Annotated in this window: 15 protein-coding genes; 8 read left to right on the top strand and 7 right to left on the bottom strand. The window is 58.6% G+C overall.

Features of this window, described 5'->3' with window-relative positions:
* Positions 1–100 precede the first annotated feature (100 nt).
* The 5 genes from mdh to tilS form a co-directional block, all read right to left on the bottom strand.
* Positions 101–1,036 (bottom strand): malate dehydrogenase, encoded by a 936-nt coding sequence (gene mdh / locus H145_RS0108635; protein ID WP_019947744.1) that lies wholly within the window; start codon positions 1,034–1,036, stop codon positions 101–103.
* A gap of 90 nt (positions 1,037–1,126) precedes the next feature.
* Complete coding sequence (locus tag H145_RS0108630; RefSeq protein WP_026351371.1) at positions 1,127–1,600, bottom strand: hypothetical protein; 474 nt, start codon at positions 1,598–1,600, stop codon at positions 1,127–1,129.
* Between the two features lie 210 nt (positions 1,601–1,810).
* Entirely contained in the window at positions 1,811–4,261 is a 2,451-nt protein-coding gene (locus H145_RS0108625) for a porin family protein (RefSeq protein WP_019947742.1), read from the bottom strand.
* A 292-nt stretch (positions 4,262–4,553) separates the two neighbouring features.
* Positions 4,554–5,363 (bottom strand): GLPGLI family protein, encoded by an 810-nt coding sequence (locus tag H145_RS23260; protein WP_071595152.1) that lies wholly within the window; start codon positions 5,361–5,363, stop codon positions 4,554–4,556.
* Between the two features lie 484 nt (positions 5,364–5,847).
* Complete coding sequence (gene tilS / locus H145_RS0108620) at positions 5,848–7,176, bottom strand: tRNA lysidine(34) synthetase TilS (protein ID WP_019947741.1); 1,329 nt, start codon at positions 7,174–7,176, stop codon at positions 5,848–5,850.
* Between the two features lie 227 nt (positions 7,177–7,403).
* Between tilS and H145_RS20585 the strand changes: the two genes are divergently transcribed.
* The 8 genes from H145_RS20585 to H145_RS0108580 all read left to right on the top strand — a co-directional run bounded on the left by H145_RS20585 (position 7,404) and on the right by H145_RS0108580 (position 15,735).
* Positions 7,404–9,035, top strand: coding sequence for an OstA-like protein (locus H145_RS20585; protein WP_019947740.1), 1,632 nt, complete (start codon positions 7,404–7,406; stop codon positions 9,033–9,035).
* Positions 9,036–9,184: 149 nt separating this feature from the next.
* On the top strand, positions 9,185–10,009 hold the full coding sequence (locus H145_RS0108610) for an outer membrane protein assembly factor BamD (protein ID WP_019947739.1): 825 nt from the start codon (positions 9,185–9,187) through the stop codon (positions 10,007–10,009).
* Positions 10,010–10,053: 44 nt separating this feature from the next.
* On the top strand, positions 10,054–10,386 hold the full coding sequence (locus H145_RS0108605; RefSeq protein ID WP_019947738.1) for a DNA-directed RNA polymerase subunit omega: 333 nt from the start codon (positions 10,054–10,056) through the stop codon (positions 10,384–10,386).
* A gap of 144 nt (positions 10,387–10,530) precedes the next feature.
* Entirely contained in the window at positions 10,531–11,079 is a 549-nt protein-coding gene (locus tag H145_RS24945) for a flavoprotein (RefSeq protein ID WP_019947737.1), read from the top strand.
* Between the two features lie 81 nt (positions 11,080–11,160).
* Positions 11,161–11,817 carry a phosphopantothenoylcysteine decarboxylase domain-containing protein gene (locus H145_RS24940; RefSeq protein WP_019947736.1) on the top strand — a complete coding sequence of 219 codons (657 nt, stop codon included), beginning with the start codon at positions 11,161–11,163 and terminating at the stop codon, positions 11,815–11,817.
* Positions 11,807–12,739, top strand: coding sequence for a type IX secretion system protein PorD (gene porD / locus H145_RS0108590; protein WP_019947735.1), 933 nt, complete (start codon positions 11,807–11,809; stop codon positions 12,737–12,739). Before H145_RS24940 ends, porD begins: the two co-directional genes overlap by 11 nt.
* Before the next feature lie 280 nt (positions 12,740–13,019).
* Positions 13,020–14,693, top strand: a complete 1,674-nt coding sequence (recN, locus tag H145_RS0108585) for a DNA repair protein RecN (RefSeq protein WP_019947734.1) — start codon at positions 13,020–13,022, stop codon at positions 14,691–14,693.
* 202 nt (positions 14,694–14,895) lie between these two features.
* Positions 14,896–15,735: an enoyl-ACP reductase FabI gene (locus H145_RS0108580; RefSeq protein WP_019947733.1), complete on the top strand. Its 840-nt coding sequence runs from the start codon at positions 14,896–14,898 to the stop codon at positions 15,733–15,735.
* 56 nt (positions 15,736–15,791) lie between these two features.
* On the opposite strand, the gene H145_RS0108575 is transcribed toward H145_RS0108580, so the two are convergent.
* Positions 15,792–16,709 (bottom strand): carboxypeptidase-like regulatory domain-containing protein, encoded by a 918-nt coding sequence (locus H145_RS0108575; RefSeq protein WP_019947732.1) that lies wholly within the window; start codon positions 16,707–16,709, stop codon positions 15,792–15,794.
* Between the two features lie 128 nt (positions 16,710–16,837).
* A complete protein-coding gene (locus H145_RS0108570; RefSeq protein WP_019947731.1) occupies positions 16,838–17,467 on the bottom strand; it encodes a DUF3885 domain-containing protein in 630 nt (209 codons plus the stop codon).
* Positions 17,468–17,504: the final 37 nt, after the last annotated feature.

The raw sequence follows: 17,504 nt of genomic DNA, 5'->3' as shown, positions 1-17,504 counted from the left end.
TGAAAAAGCCAAACGGCCGCCCTGCATCGTGCAGGGCGGCCGTTTGGCTTAACAGGATAGTCAACAATCCAATACACTTCTAAGCTCTAAGCTCTAAGCTCTAAGCGTTGTTCATCTTGTCGAGGGCGTCCATTACCTCTTTCACGTGGCCGCGCGAGGTTTCGAGCAGGGCCTTCTCGTCGTCGTTGAGCTGGAGTTCGATGACTTTCTCGATGCCGTTTTTACCCAGGATAACGGGGGCGCCGAGGTAAACGCCGTCCATGCCGTACTCGCCTTCGAGCTTCACGCACACGGGGAACACGCGGCGCTGGTCGCGCACAATGGCTTCCACCATCTGGGCCGCGGCCGCGCCGGGCGCGTACCAGGCCGAGGTACCCATCAGCTTTACCAGCTCGCCACCACCGACGGCGGTGCGCTGCACGATGGCATCAAGCTCCTCTTTACCGATAAGCTCGGTTACCGGAATGCCGCCCACGGTGGTGTAGCGGGGCAGGGGCACCATGGTGTCGCCGTGGCCGCCCATGAGCACCGCCTGAATGTCTTTGGGGCTCACGTTGAGCGCCTCAGCCAGGAAAGCGCGGTAGCGGGCCGTGTCGAGGATACCGGCCATGCCGAACACCTTGGTGCGGTCGAGGCCGGAGGTCAGGTGCGCCTGGTAGGTCATCACGTCGAGCGGGTTGCTGACGATGATGATGATGGCGTCGGGCGAGTGCTTCACCACCTGCTCGGTCACCGATTTCACGATGCCGGCGTTGGTCGAAATCAGGTCGTCGCGGCTCATGCCGGGCTTGCGGGGCAGGCCCGAGGTAATCACCACGACCTCCGAACCGGCCGTGCGGGCGTAGTCGTTGGTTACGCCCACGGTGCGCGAATCGTAGCCGATAATGGGGGCTTTCTGCCAGATATCGAGGGCTTTGCCTTCGGCAAAGCCTTCCTTGATGTCAACCAGTACAATCTCGTTGGCAATTTCGCGGGTGGCCAGTACATCGGCGCAGGTCGCGCCGACATTGCCGGCTCCAACTACGGTAACTTTCATGGATTGGTGGAATTGGGTGTGAATATTGGGATGCGCGTAAAGCTACGGCTTAGATGCGAGACCCGGTAAGAGAAACCGTAGTAATCAAGGTTACGGCTTATAAATTATGGCTTCCAGGCCATAAGAATGGCCACCTTCATATAGCAGGCGGCCGTTATAAAAGACTTTTAGTGTGCTAAACTCTGGCCGGTTGCAGTCATTGTTAAATAACTCGTATTCCGACTGGATGGTGTCTTGGTCGGTGGCAGAAAACCGTAGGTAATACGTGCGGCTGAGACGCTGAGAAAGCGCCGACCTGTCACTCGTCTGAAGCAGCAAAAAATTTACCTCCGCGGCGCGCGGAAACGAAGGGAGAGCCAGGGGCAAGACTTGCCCATTCTGGTCGGTTAGCTGCAATGAGTCAGGATAGTAGCCGGTACCCGGCAGAAACAAGGAGCTGTTATCGGCAGAACGTAAGAGGCGAAGCGTGACGCCCGTTTCGTAGGCATTGGGCGGCCCTTCGCATTTTTCTCCGCAACCGCACATCACTGAGCTGCCAGCTAGCAGGATCAATAATTTCCGCATCAGCATTTAGGTTGGGTGAGAGCTTGTTGATGACCAAGAGACTCTAACACCTTAGGTAGTTGCATAGAGCCAGCCTCCGGGCAACAAGTGTCTTGTGTGGCAACTTACAAACTCCGGCTGCTCCGTTACGGACTCAAGTATGACGTGATTTACTTCTCCAACCTCACATCTGCCGCACTACCAGCACCCGCTCGGTGGCCTCAACGTTGCTCAAAACGACATCCGCACCGACACCAGCGCCTGCCGGGGGCGCAGCTCGTACTCGTTCTGCACCAGCACGAAGCCGTTCAGGAAAGCGGTCTGGTAACGCCGGGTGTCTAGTAAGTTGATTGCTTTGAACTCTACGTCGATTTTGCGGGCCGTGGGCAGCGTGTAGCGGTAGGTGGCATCGACAAACGTGCTGCTGACGGCCCGGCCCAAGCCGGCGTTGCGGTAATAATCGGCCGAGAGCTGCACTGTGTGGCGCTCGGCGGGGTACCAGGCCAGGGCCAGCCGCTGCTCCTGCAATGTGGTGGCAGGAGAATAGCTATCGGCTCCTACCCGGCTGCGGAGCGCCGTAAGGGCCGCCGAGTATTCCAGTCCGCCCCAGTCAAACGGGTTCAGGTTGGCCTTGAGGCGGGCCGTGCCGGTTTGGTTGCGGGCCGTGGTGAGGGTTTGGTTGAGCAGCAGCGGCTGGCGGCTGAAACTGCCATTGAGCTGCAGGCCCAGGCTCAACTTCCAGTCACTCACGAACTTGCTGGCATTGAGGTTTACCGACTGGTTCTGGCCGCGGTTGAACTCGGCCACGGCCACGGTGGTCAGGGTGCCATCGGGCCGCACGCGGGTGCTGGCCAGCTGGTTGCGGGCGGCGGTGCTGAAGCTGTAGCTGGCCCGGTAGAACCAGGCGGTGAGCGGGTTTTCGTACACCAGCCCGCCATTGGCGCTCCAGGTGCGGGTTTGCGTGAGGGGGGCCGCGTTGCGCTGCAAGGTGCGGTAATCGCGCAGCAGGTAGCCATAGTAAAGCTGCTGCACGTTGCCCAGCTCGTTGCGGAAGCCCGCCCCGGCCGTGGCGTGCCACAGCCCGCTCAGCTCGTACCGGCCCGACAGCTGGGGCTCGGGCGTGAGGTAGCGCCGCTGCTGGCGGGCCCCCAGGGGCGTATCGGTGGCCGAAAAGGTGCGGTAGCTTAGCGGGGCCTCCAGCTCCAGGTGCCAGCGGTCGGTTTTATAGTCGATACCGGCCTGCACGTAGTAGCGGCCCTGGGCGGCCCGCAGGCGGTTGCGCAGCGTATCGGCCCCCTCGGGCGCGGGGCCGACCGGCAGCGGTGTGAGTTCCGAGCGGAGGCCCTGGGTTTGCAGGCTGAAACCGGCCGAGTAGGTGTAGTGCCAGTGCTGGCGGCCCGTGATGTAGGCCACCGAGTTGGCCGTGTAGAAGCTTTCGGCGCGGGCCTGCTGGCGGGCCTGGTCGTAGGAGCCCAGCCCACCACGCCCCAGCAGCGCCGGCAGCGGGCCGGGGCTCACGCTCAGCTGCTGGGGCGTGGCCGCGAGCGTAAGCACCGAATTCACTTGCACCACCCGCTGCCCCCCGGCGGGCCGCACCAGCCCCAGGCGGTTCGTGAGCGAATAGGCCGGGTTGGTGGCCCGCTGCACCACCGGCTGCTCGGGGACGCTATTGCGCTGGATGCGCCCGTCCTGAGCCTCCCAGCTACCGGCGGCGCTGAGCGTGTTTTTGAGGTAGTAGCGCTTCACGTTGCGCACGTAGGCCAGGTCGGTGGTCAGCTGGTTTATATAGAGCGTGTTATTTTTTTCTTCGAGCAGAGTCACGGCTGGGGCATCAGGCAGCGTGAAGCGGGTGCGGGTGCGGCCGGTGTAGGTCTGGCGGTCGTGCAGAAACGAGGCGTTGATGCGCAGCTGGGCCTCTTTGCTGAAGGGCAGCAGGTGGTTGGCGCTCAGCAGGTGGGCCCGGTTGAAGAGGTAGCGCCCGGCGGCCAGCGGCGGCGCGCCCAGGCCCTGAATTCCGGTAAGCTCGGGCTTGGTAGCGGGCTCCTGCAGCCGCTGGAAGTCGCCCAGGCCCAGCGGTTTCAGCTCGGCGGCCACGTCCTGGCCGGTGTTGTTGGTCTGGTAGCTGTCGATGAGCTGCTGGCGGGGCGTGAAGAGCATGGGCGTGAGGTTGGCGTTCCACAGCGCCGGGGTGCCGCCCGCGCCCAGCCGGGCCTGGCCGGTGGCGGTTACCTTCTTCTTCAGCTCCAGGTTCAGCGAGGCCTGCTCGGTGGGCTGCACGCCCCGCAGGGCCTTCACGGGCTGGTGGCGCTTGAGCACCTGCACATCGCGCACGGCATCGGCGGGCAGGTTGCTGCTGGCCAGGTTGTAGCGGTTTTCCAGCAGGTCGGCCCCGTTGATGTAGAACTTCTGGATGGGCCGGCCCTCGTAGAGAATGCGCCCGTCGGCCTCTACCTCCACACCAGGCAGCTTGCGCAGCACGTCGGCAATCACGCGGTCCTTTTTGTCGGTGAAGGCCGAGACGCGGTAGCTCAGCGTATCGCCCTCGCGCCGGATGGGCGGGGACTTGATGGTGACTTCCTTGAGCGGGGTCAGGCTCACGGCCAGCGTCAGGCGCACGCTCTGGCTGCGGTTGGCCAGCCGGCGCACCTGCTCGCTAAAGCCCAGGGCGCGGGCGCTGAGCACGAGCGAATCTACTGGCCATGTCAGTTGCAGAGAAAACCGACCATTCTCATCGGCCACCGCTATAGATGAGATGTCCGGTTGTTGGGCAGCCTGCACCTCAATTAACGCACCAGGCAACGCCTCATTTTGGTCCGTGCGAACCTGCCCGATTAAGGTAGTTTGAGCAACGGACAAGTGGTACAGTGCCAAGAAAAGGGGTAAAAAACCGATAGCTCGCCGCTTCATTATTGCATATGATATATATATAAAGAATGTGAAAAATGATATTGAAATATTTAGTAAAAAAATATGGCTATTTAATCTCTAAGGGGTTATTCTTATGTAGCTGTTTTAACTTATAGTTTTCAATAAGCTGGCGAGCAACTTCAGGTGAGTTGCCATTAGTAGCTACTTTAGTCACTCCTTGGAGTCTGTAATCAGCTTTGCCCTTGTTGTAGCTACTTTGATCAGTTGTTGGAGTATTATTTGGTAATTTTATGGTATTTAGACTAGTGGTCTTCTTTAGTTGGAGTAAGGAAAAGTTATAATCTTTGTCAATATCATATATTTCTATAATCAATCCGGGTAGGCCCATGAACTTATAAGGGCCATCCGAAACAGGAACTTCGGTTGTAAACCAGGCCTCCCACTTTCTGCCTGCAAATAAAGTAGTTGCTTTTCGACAGGTATAACCAGCAAATGGCTTAGTAGTAGCGGTAAGCTGCCATGTTGTGCTATTATAATTTTGATTTACCTGATATAATTTTTGACCCAACTTATCATAATATTTTATAACCTTTTGTGGATATAATTTATATATTTGATATGTAAAATCAGTTTTAATATAAGTGGATAATAGATCTATTGAAGATTGATTGAATGAGGGGCTTGCTATTATAGAATCTGATTTTTGAGAATATTGACTTTCAAATTTTGATAAATTATTCCCAATAGTAAGGATCATTAGTTCCGACTTTTTATCCTTACTTAAGGAGTCTGGCTTATAAGTTAGTCTATAAGTGCACGTAATGAATGTGTTTTTTTCCTCAAACGGTTTAATTTGGGCGAAAGAAAAGGGAATAACTACAAAGGTGAGGACGAATATTAATGTAGATCTTTTCATGTTATGAATGCTGGTTAAAAAGCAACTGACAATCAGCCAGTGAGATAGGCTAATTGTCAGTTAGTAAATTCTATTGTATCTGCAACTGTATCTGCAACAGAATTTGCTAGCAGTAAGTTAATATCATCCAACTCTGATATTCAGCTGCGTCTTCTTTAGTGGCCATATATAGTGTTTCCTTATGCCCGCATGCTTCTAACTGATAAGTGTCGAGTTGGAAAAATGGTTGGATAACATTCGGATTATTGAATTTCGCAGAGGCGACTTCCGTCTTCTCTGTCAGAATCGAAACTTCGGTCAATGATTCCGCTTTGGCAGATCCCAACGATACGCCGCACACCAGTGCAGCCAACAATGTAAGCCTTTTCATAATAAATGGGGTTTGGTTAATGAATGAAATAAATGTATAGGGGGGGCGAGAAAAGCAAGCCTTACTTCATCTATTTTTCATGAAGACAAAATCATACACATCAACCGTTTAGTTTCACATCCGCCGCACCAGTAGCACCCGTTCGGTTTCCTCCGTTACCTTGAACCGCTCATCCGGTCGCATGCCGATAACCCAGGCGATTTTGCCGTCGGCGGTGGCCAGCACCCACACGCTGTCTTTGAGGTTGAGGGGCACTTTCTGGTCGATGAGAAAGTCGGAGAGCAGCTTTTTGCCCTTCATGCCGATGGGCATAAACCAGTCGCCTTCCTGCCAGGGGCGCACCGTGAGCGGGAAGCGCAGCTTGTCGGCATCGAGGGCGGCCAAGGCTTTGCCGCGGGGCGGGGCGTAGTCTTCGGGCACTTCGAGCAGCTCGGTGCGCAGGTGCAGCCCATCAATTTTAAGCGCCTCCTGGCCCGCCTGCAGCTGGTGGGTGCCGAACTGGCTGAGCCGGCGCGGCGTGATGACGAGCTGCTCGCGGTCCTTCACCAGCAGGTGCGTCGGCGACTCGAAGCGGCGACCCGGCTCGGCCCCGAAGCTGCGCACGATATCCTTTACCACCGGATACGCGAAGCCGAAGGGCCGCAGCAGCTCGTGCAGCACCAGGGCGGTGGCGGCAGTGTTCTGCAGCAGCCGGATATCGAGGTAGGTGGCTTCGGGCTCGGTGCGCTGGGCCTGGGCGGCGGTGTCCTGCACGTAGCGGCGCACGATTTCCTCGGCCCCGCCCACCCGCTCGGCCGTGGTGCTCATGGTCTGGTCGAGGCTGGGGTTGAGGTCGCGTAGCACCGGCAGCACTTCCAGGCGCAGGCGGTTGCGCTGGTACACCGGCGAGTCGTTGCTGGCATCCTCGCGCCACACCAGGCGGTTTTCCACCACGTAGTCGAACAAATCGGGCTTGCTCAAGCCCAGCAGCGGGCGCACGAGGTGGCCGGTTTTGGCCCGGATGCCGTGCAGCCCGGCCAGCCCGGTGCCGTGGGTGAGGTTGAGCAGCATGGTTTCGGCCGTGTCGCGCTGGTGGTGGGCGGTGGCAATGGCGGCATAGTCCTGCTGCTGGCGCACCCGCTCGAACCACTCGTAGCGCAGCGCCCGGGCCGCCATCTGGGTCGAGATGCCTTCCTGATCGGCGAATTTTTTGGTCTGGAAGAACTCGGCGAAGTAGGGCACCTTGTACTGCTGGGCCAGTTTGCGCACGAACTCCTCGTCGGCATCGGCCTCCTCGCCGCGCAGCCCGAAATGGCAGTGGGCCATGGCAAACGGCTGCCCCAGCCGGTGGAGCACGTCGGCCAGCACCACCGAATCGAGCCCGCCACTGACGGCAACCAGCAGCGTATCGGTGGGGGAGAAAAGGGCGTGTTCCTGGATGAACTGTTGAATCTGGTCGAGCATGGCAGTCGGGTACCCCACCCCCTAGCCCCCTCCCCTCCGGGAGAGGGGGAACTAGTTTCTAGCTTTTTAGTCTAGATAAGGATAAGTAGAAAGTGAGGTAAGAAAACGAGTTAGAAACTATTTTTAGCGCTTGTTCCCCCTCTCCCGGAGGGGAGGGGGCTAGAGGGTGGGGTACTACGCCGCAAAGAAACACGTTAGCCACGCTGCTTGCCTACCTTTGCGCCGAAATGTCGTTGTCCAAGTCTGTTTTTCTCGTTTTCCTGCTGGTATTGCCGCTGCTCGGCTGGTCGCAAGCCAAACCTGCCGCCAAGCCTGGCAAGGGCCAGCCCATCGAGCTGCTGACCGCCAACTCGTTTGAAGGTGGCGACTTCAACGGCGTGGAAATCCGCAAGCTGCTGGGCAACGTGAGCTTGCGCCAGGGCACCACGCTGCTCTACGCCGACTCGATGTACCAGTACCTGGACCGCAACGCCATTGAGGCGTTCAGCAACGTGCGCATCATCCAGAACGACACCATCACGACCACCGGCGACCGGGGCACCTACGACGGCGACACCCGCAAGGCCCGCATGAGCGGCAACGTAACGCTGCGCGACCCGCGCATGACCCTCACCACCCAGCTGCTCGACTACGACCTGGCCAACAACCTGGCTTACTACAGCACCGGCGGCCACCTCCAGGACCCCAAAAACACGCTCGACAGCCAGTTCGGCTACTATAACACCGGCAGCAAAGTGTTCAGCTTCAAGCACAACGTGAAGCTGGTAACGCCCGAAAACACCATCCTCACCGATACGCTGCAGTACAATACCATCAGCAAGGTGGCCTATTTCTACGGTCCCACCCGCATCACGGGCAAAGACAAGAACCTGTACGCCGAAAACGGCACTTACAACACCATCACCAAAGAAGCCAACTTCGGCCGCAACGCCAAAATCGAGACGCCCAACTACCTGCTCGGTGGCGATAAGCTGTTCTATAACGAGCTGACCGAGTACGGTTTGGCGACGGGCCGGGTGTCGATGATTTCCAAGAAGGACAACCTGGAGATAAGGGGCGACGTGGGGCGCTATTGGCGGGCCCAGGGCCGCGCCAAGGTGTACGGCTCGCGGCCCGTGATGCGCAATATTTCGGGCAAGGACACGCTGTATCTGACGGCCGATACGCTGGTCAGCATCGAGGGCAAGCCGCCGCTGAACAAGGGCGCCGTGATTTACGCCTACAAAAAGGCCCGCATCTTCCGCGCCGATTTGCAGGGCCGCGCCGACTCGCTGACCTACGACCGGCAGGATTCCATCATCTACCTCAGCCACGACCCGGTGCTGTGGAACAAGAACAACCAACTCACGGCCGACTCGATGGAAATCCGGCAGCGCAAGGGCAAAATCGACCAGATGCGCCTCTACGGCCACGCCTTCAGCATCGGGCTCGACACGCTGGGCAACTACAACCAGGTGAAAGGCCGCACGATGGTGGCCTACTTCGGGGAGAAAACCATAAAAAAAATTAACGTGGTTGGCAACGCCGAGAGCCTCTACTATGCTCTTGAGGGCGACACGGCCGTTTCGGGCGTCAATAAGTCGCTCTCGGCCACTATGGCCCTGCGCTTCGCCGACGACGAACTGCAAACCATCAGTTTCATCACCAACCCCGAAGCCAAGTTCATTCCGCCCAACGAGTTAAAGCCCGAGGAAGCCCGGCTCAAGGATTTCCGCTGGCGCCCCGAAGACCGGCCCACCCGCCGTCAGACGCTGGGCAAGCACTTCGCGGCGGCGCCGGTTAAGGCCAAGAAGAAAGCCCCGCCAACGCCTAAAAAACCAGCGGTTAAATCCCGAAAAAAAACGCCGGTAAAGAAGTAAGCCCCACACGTTCTGGTTTCCCAGGGCTGAAGCCCTGGGCTACGGAGCAAGCCCGGCCGGGGTGCTGACTAGCCCAGGGCTTCAGCCCTGGGAAACCAGGACGACCGTGCAACCGCCGCCAACTGATTATTTGTACCTTTGCGCCCCTTATGCTGTCTTTCCGTCCCGCCCTTTTTGTTCTGCTCCTCAGCACGCTGCTGCTGGGCGCCTGTACCGGCTACCAGAAGCTGCTCAAGAGTACCGATGTAAACAAGAAGTACGAAGCCGCCCTGGAGTACTACCAGAAGGAGGATTTCTTCAAGGCCGGTACCCTGCTCGAAGAACTGATTCCGCTGCTGAAAGGCCGCCCCGAGGCCGAGAAGGCGCAGTTCTACTTCGCCAATACCAACTACCGCCAGCGTAACTACACGCTGGCCGCGTATTATTTCAAGACTTTCCACGACACGTATCCCAACTCGGAGTACGCGCAGGAGGCCTATTTCATGCAGGCCAAGTCGCTGTTCAAGGACTCGCCTGAGTTCCAGCTCGACCAGACCAACACCTACACGGCCCTGGAGGTCATTCAGGAGTTTCTGAACCGCTACCCCGAAAGCCGGTTCCGGGCCGAAACCGAGGGCATGTCGCAGGAGTTGCAGAAGAAGCTGGAGAACAAGGCGTTTCTGTCGGCCAAGCTCTACTACGATCTGCGGTACTACCAGTCGGCCGTAACGGCCCTGACCGTGTTCCAGCAGCAGTATCCGGCTTCGGCCTACGCCGAGCAGGCCGCTTTCCTGAAGCTGAGCGCCCAGTTTGATCTGGCCAACGAATCGGTGGCCGAAAAACAATTGGAACGCTACAACGAGACGCTGGCGTTTTACCAGAGCTTCATCGATACCTTCCCGCAGAGCAAGCAGCTGAAGGACGCCGAAAAAATGTACGACACCGCCCGCACCGCCGCCGACAAGTTGAAAGCGGCCGAAACTGCCGCCAAATAGCGCCGCTTGCGCGGCCTCACCTACGAACCCCGAAAACTCATTATATGAAGACGCCCACTAACACTTCCGCCTCCATCGTGACGCGCAACATGTCGGATTTCACCCCCGAAACCGGCAACGTGTACGAGAGCATCGCCATCATTTCGAAGCGCGCCAATCAGCTGGCCATCAAGCTGAAAGAGGAGCTCAACGGCAAGCTGGCCGAGTTTGCTACTACCGTCGACAACCTGGAGGAGGTGTTCGAAAACCGCGAGCAAATCGAGATTTCCAAGCACTACGAGCGCCTGCCCAAGCCCACCAACATGGCCGTGGATGAGTTCCTGGAGGGCAAGGTGTATTTCAGCACGCCCGAGCAGGAAGCCGAGAAGAACGCGTAAATTCGGCCTCCCGGCCCGAAGCCTCCCCGCCATCCGGACGTATCCGGGCGGCGGGGAGGCTTTGGCGTATAAGGCCGCATGGCCCGGCGCCACCGGCCGGAATGTTTACCCGCAGGCCGTTTGGGGCCTCGCTCAACTTCGCGTATGGCACTACTGGGCCGAAAAATTCTGCTGGGCGTGAGTGGCAGCATTGCCGCCTACAAAGCCGCGCCGCTGGTGCGCCTGCTGGTGAAGGCCGGCGCCGAGGTGCGCGTTATCCTCACGCCCGCCGCCACGGCGTTTGTCACGCCGCTCACCCTGGCCACGCTGTCTAAGAACCCGGTTTTGCAGGGTTTTCTCAAGGATGAGCGGGCCGGCGAGTGGCACAACCACGTGGAGCTGGGGTTGTGGGCCGATGCGCTGGTGGTGGCTCCGGCCTCAGCCAACACGCTGGCCCACTTGGCCCAAGGCCTCTGCGACACGCTGCTCGACGCCGTGTACCTCTCGGCCCGTTGCCCCGTGTTCGTGGCCCCGGCCATGGACCTAGACATGTACCAGCACCCCGCCACCCAAGCCAATCTGGCGCGCCTGCGCAGCTACGGCAATACCGTGTGGGAGTCGCCGGCCGGCGAGCTGGCCAGTGGCCTGAGTGGTCCCGGCCGCATGCTGGAACCCGAGGACATTCTACTTAGAATTATGAATTACGAGTTTTAAATTCTGAATCAGCACCAGTACCCTATTTTCGGTTCTTGAAGCAATTCAAAATCCATAATTTAAAATTTATAATTCAAAAGAATGCGCGTACTGATAACGGCCGGCCCGACGTATGAACCGCTCGACCCAGTGCGGTTTCTGGGCAACCACAGCACCGGCAAAATGGGCTACGCGCTGGCCGAAGCCTTTGCTGCCGCTGGGGCCGAAGTGGCCCTCATCAGCGGCCCCACCAACCTCCCCGACCCGGCCTCATCACACATTCTGACGACCCGCGTGCAGACGGCGGCCGAAATGTACGAGGCCGCCGCCCACGCGGCGCGGCTGGCCGATGTGTGGGTGTTTGCCGCCGCCGTAGCCGATTACCGGCCCGCCGAGGTGGCCGCGCAGAAAATCAAGAAAAGTGGCGAGCGGCTGACGCTGGAGCTGGTGAAAAACGTGGATATTGCCTTTGAACTCGGAAAAACCAAGCAGCCCGAACAATTTTCGGTGGGCTTTGCGTTGGAAACCGAGAACGAGCAGGCGCACGCGCTGGGCAAGCTCGAACGCAAAAACTTCGACCTGATTGTGCTCAACTCGCTGCGCGATGCCGGCGCCGGCTTCCGCCACGACACCAATCAGGTAACTTTGCTCGAAGCCGACGGCCGCGCGACGGCCTTCGGGCTGAAATCCAAAACCGCCGTTGCCCACGACATTGTGGGCGTCGTGCTCGCCCGTTTAGCTGCCCGCCATGACGACTAAGCTTTCGACGCTGTCCCTGCTGTTGCTGCTGCCACTCCTGGCGCTGCTGCGGCCCGCCCGGGCCCAGGAGTTGCAGGCCGAAGTCACGGTTTCGACCGAAAACGTGACGATTTCGGACCCGCAGCTGGTGCAGAATCTGCGCAACGACATGCAGAACTTCCTCAATAGTAGGGCCTTTACCAACCGGGCGTACCGGCCCGAGGAGCGCATCCGCTGCCGGCTGTTTGTGGGCATCACCGAGATTCCGCAGAACGGTACCTACCGCGCCACGGTGCGCATCGTGAGCACCCGGCCGGTGTACGGCACCGGCTACGAGAGCAACGTGCTGAGCTTCGCCGACCGGGGCTGGATTTTCAACTACTCGCCCCAGAGCCCGCTCGAATACTCCGAAAACACGTTCGTCGGCAACCTCTCGTCGCTGCTCTCCTTTTATGCCTACATGATGATTGGACTGGACCAGGACAGCTTTGCCCCCCTGAGCGGCGGCCCGTACTACGACCGGGCCCGGCAGATTCTGAACACGGCCGCCTCCCAGAATATCACCAACGAGTCGGACTCGGGCTGGAAGGATGAGAACAGTGGCAACCGCTACTGGCTGCTCAACAACCTGCAGGACCCGCAGCTGCAGGCCTTCCGCAGCGGCATGTACGCCTACTACCGCCAGGGCCTCGACATCTTCATCACCCAGCCCGAGGAGGCCCGCACCAACATGTACACGGCCCTGCAGGACGTGCAGAAAGCCGTGCAGCGCCGCCCCGGCACCCTGTTCGCCCGCTCGTTCTTCCAAACTAAGGCCGACGAAATTGCCAACATCTTCCGCACCAGCCCCGACCAGCAGCAGAAAGTCGGCCTCGTGACGCTGCTCTCCGAAACCGACCCCACCAACTCGGCCAAGTACGAAACGATTCTGCGCCAACCCTAAGGAGCTGCAAGCCGCAAGCTTCAAGCTGCAAGCTGATGTTCAACGTCAGCTTGCAGCTTGCGGCTTGCAGCTTGAAGCTCAAAAAGGGCCTTTGCACATCAGCTTGCGGCTTGTCGCCTGAAGCTTGCAGCTCAAAAAACCTTTCTTGCGAAAATAACTGGCATTTGACTAACCGAACTAGTAGCTTTGCTAATGCTGCTAGGCCCGGCCGTTTGATACGGGGCCGTAGCTGCACTCTTGGTAGCCACGGCCGGCGCTCCGGCCCTCACGCTTTTTCGGTATGCTGGTTGATTTACGGATTCAGAATTACGCCCTGATTGAGAAGCTGGAGCTTAAGCCCTCGGCCCTGCTCAACATCATTACCGGCGAAACGGGCGCCGGCAAGTCCATTATGCTGGGCGCCATTGGGCTGCTGCTGGGCAACCGCGCCGACTCGCGCATGCTCTTCGACACGAGCAAAAAGTGCGTGCTGGAAGGCCACTTCGACATCAGCAGCTACCAGCTGCGCGACATTTTCGAGGCCGAGGACGTCGACTACGACCAGCAGTGCATTCTGCGGCGCGAGCTGAGCCCCAACGGCAAGAGCCGGGCCTTCGTGAACGATACGCCCGTGACGCTGGAAACCCTGCGCCACATCGGCGCCAACCTCATGGACATCCACTCGCAGCACGATACGCTGCTGCTAAGCGACGCCGTGTTTCAGCTGAACCTGCTGGATTTGTACGCCAACCTGGTGCCCACGCGCACCCAATACAGCAACGCCTTCCGCCAGTACCGCAAGCTCGAAACCGACCTGCAGGCCCTCGAAAGCCAGGTAGCCCAGGCCAATAAAGAGCTCGACTACCACAGCTTTCTGCTGAATGAGCTGGAGGAAGCCAGCCTCGACAATGAGCGCCAGGACGAGCTGGAGCAGGAAGTGAAGGAGCTGGAGCACGCCGAGGAAATCAAGTACAAGCTCACCCACGCCCTGCAAAGCCTGAGCGAGGGCGAATACTGCGCCACCGGCGCCCTGAAGGATGCCGTAGTGCTGCTGGGCCAGATTGCGCCCTACTCGGAGCCCGTGAAAGACCTGCGCCACCGCCTCGACAGCTGCCTGATTGAGCTGCGCGACATCACCGACGAAATTGAACAGGTGGAGCGCCGCACCGAGGGCGACCCGGCCCGCATCGATGAGTTGCAAAGCCGCCTGAACGTGCTCTACAGCCTGCAACGCAAGCACCAGGTGCGCGACGTGGTGGACCTGCTGGCCGTGCGGGCCGATTTGCGCGACAAGGTTAGCTCGGTGCTCAACCTCGACAAGCAAATCAGCCGCCTGCGCCGCGACGTGGAAGCCACCTTGGCCACCGTGCAGAAGCAAGCCCTGCGCCTGTCGGAAGCCCGCCGCAAAACGTTCCCGAAGTTTGAGAAAGAGCTGGCCGCGCTGCTCACCGACCTGGGCATGCCCCACGCCCGCATCGTGGTGGGCCACGAGGCCGGCGCCCCGGCCGTTAGCGGCATCGATGTGGTGAGCATCCTGTTCACGGCCAACAAGGGCGCCGAGCCCCAGACGCTGAGCAAGGCCGCTTCGGGCGGTGAGTTCTCGCGCCTCATGCTGTGCATCAAGTACATGCTGGCCGACAAAACCGCGTTGCCGACCATCGTGTTCGACGAAATCGACACGGGCATCAGCGGCGAAATTGCCCTGAAAGTAGGCCGCATGATGCAGCAGATGGCTAAGAAGCACCAGCTTATCGCCATCAGCCACCTGCCCCAGATGGCCGCCGCCGGCGACGCCCACTACTTCGTGTACAAGGAAGACCGCGCCGACCGCACCGTAAGCCGCATCCGCCAACTCAACCAGGAGGAGCGCATCCACGAAATAGCCCAGATGATTTCCGGCGCCAACCCTACGCTGCACGCCACCCAGAGCGCCCGCGAGCTGCTGGCCCTGCGCGGCGTGGAAATGGCGGGGTAGTGGTGAGAGGATAGTGAGGATAAAAGAACGTCATGCAGAGCGAAGCGAAGCATCTCGCGTGCTGATGTTGCAGTGGTAACCAGACGTAGAAAGTCGCCATTGCAACATTAGCACGCGAGATGCTTCGCTTCGCTCTGCATGACGTTCTTTATTTTTTCGCCTCTTTTGTAGCTTCAATCTACAACCCAACTCACCTCCTTATATGGCCAGTAACCTACTCGCGGGCAAAGTCGGTATCATTTCCGGCGCGCTCAATGAAGAATCCATTGCCTGGAAAGTGGCGCTGAAGTGCCACGCCGAGGGTGCCCGCTTCGTGCTCACCAACGCCCCGCTGGCCATGCGCATGGGCGAAATCAACAAGCTTTCGGAGCAGTGCAACGCGCCCATCATCCCGGCCGATGCTACCTCAATGGAGGACCTGGAAAACCTGTTCTCGGGGGCCCAGGAGCAGCTCGGCGGCAAGCTCGACTTCGTGCTGCACAGCATTGGCATGAGCGCCAACATCCGCAAGGGCAAGCACTACGGCGAGCTGAACTACGAGTGGTACCAGAAGACGCTCGACGTGTCGGCCCTCTCGTTTCATAAGATGCTGGCTGTGGCCGAAAAGCAGGACGCCTTCAACGAGTGGGGCTCGGCCGTGGCCCTGAGCTACATTGCCGCCCAGCGCGCCTTCCTCGACTACACCGATATGAGCCAAGCCAAAGCCATGCTCGAAAGCATTGCCCGCAGCTACGGCCAGCGCCTGGGTAAGCTCAAGAAAGTGCGCGTGAACACCATCTCGCAGTCGCCCACCAAAACCACGGCCGGCACCGGCATCAGCGGCTTCGACGCGTTCTACGAGTACGCCGACCGTCTCTCGCCCCTGGGTAACGCCCCGGCCGAAGCCTGCGCCGACTACGTGGTGAGCCTGTTTTCGGACCTGACCCGCTACGTAACCATGCAAAACCTCATGCACGACGGTGGCTTCAGCACTACCGGCATCTCGGAGGAAATCGTGGAACTGGTAACGGCTGGTAAAGCAGTAGGTCAGTTCACATTCTGATAAACCAAACGCCCGGCCAATATGGTCGGGCGTTTGGTTTTGGGGTAACTCTGAGGTTAATAGAAATAACGGAACAGAGCGAAGGAAACTTCCCGATACTTCCGGAACTGATTGTAGTTGATTCCAGCGCCAAACCTGCCGAACAAACTGCGTTTGGCGCTGCCTTGTAGCTGCCAGTAGCCGGACCAGCGCGTGGCCGTCACGTTCACCCACAAACCAATCGGGTAAGGGACTGCGTGTTGTAAACCAACTGTGTAGCCAAATCCGGTGATTTCTACCTGTTCGCCGTTGCGCGATTCTCTCAGGTTCGCGTAGCCGCCGCCTACAATTAAACCGGGCACTCGGACCGGGCCGAGGCGATAGACACTCGCTCTAACATTGGCCGAGTAGGATTGAAAACGCATATTTCGGGGCGCGGCCCGCAGCCACTGGTAGCTCAGCTGTTCATTGAGCGTCAGCCCATAACTAGGGCGCAGGGTGGGTAAGCCAACCTGAACGAAAGCAGCGCTGTTTCTATGGAGATTGGTCTGGTAGCTGGCTTGTAGCTGGGAAACCAATGGTATGTACCTGCTGTGATACACCCGGACGAAGGCTCCAACAGGTGCGTAGCGCGTGCCGGAGAGCAATCCGGCCTCGGAACCCCAGTTAATTGATAAATCACAGAGCTCCTTACTGGCTGGTGACAGTCCGAAATTAGCGCTGTCGTAGAACTGTACCTGGCGCCGCTGGCTTAAATAGCCAATCATGGAAACCACCAAGCTCAGCGTATCGGATGCGGCTGGAGCGACCGACAACGAAAAAGCGCCATTGGCCCCGGTGCTGACGCCATTGGTAGTGCCGAGCTGCAAAACAACACACCCCTGAAGCGGCCGCCCGGTTGAACGGTCGGTGACGCGCCCAGCCACGATGCGCTGCTGGGCCAGGGCTGATGTGGTGGTCAGCAGTAAGACTAGGTAGAGTAGGATTGGTTTCATAAATGGGAGCTGAAGTGTCCCAGGCAGATGCCAGCCACCCGCGTATTCCACATACGGCGCTTATAAATAGCGTAGTAGCTTCTCTAGCTCTCGCGCAACTGCTGCATAACAGCAGCTAATTCAGCTGTTCAAGCAAATGTAGCGGCCATCTGTTCCCGGTCGTAATCCAGCAGAAGCGGCTGCAGCTCAACATAAAGCGGGCGTAGGGTTTCAACGTCGGGGCTGATGACATCCAGTCCCCGATCATCGTACATGTGCAAAATTAACTTAGATCGTAGATTGATGAAGAACACATCATCACTCAATTGCGGGCGGCGGGGAGGAAAATACTGATGACTAATGGCTTGCAGAATCTGCCGGTACGGAATATGCGCGGCCGTGCGTTGCACCGTGAATCGGATGAGTTGGCGAGTATCAGCGAAGCGGGTACGGTTAGCCAACCATTGGAACTCTGCTTCCTGTTTGGACGATTTCAATTGGCGGAGCACAAAGTGATTTGCCCGAAACCGCCAACGTCGGAACCGACCCTTCCAGCGTTGGCGCTGTACTACTACCAGCACTTCATCGTCGGGTGCAAACACTGCCTCAAATATTACGGAAGCACGGCGCAGCACTTCTGCAAAATAGGCCTCATCCGAAGCAGCACCCTCCATCTGCAAATCAAACCTGAGTCCGATAGGCCAGGAATAAAATAACCCTGGCCCCAGGACCAAAAAAGGGTAATACTGCTGTAAAAAGCGGGCAGTTTCTCTCGCCATAAGTAAAGCCAAACGGAAAGCGTAACATAAAACACTA

Origin of the sequence: Hymenobacter aerophilus DSM 13606 (assembly GCF_000382225.1) — a bacterium.
In the GTDB taxonomy this organism is placed as follows: Bacteria; Bacteroidota; Bacteroidia; order Cytophagales; family Hymenobacteraceae; genus Hymenobacter; species Hymenobacter aerophilus.
The sequence above is the reverse complement of the archived record's forward strand: the minus strand, read 5'-3'. Positions and strand labels throughout refer to the sequence as shown.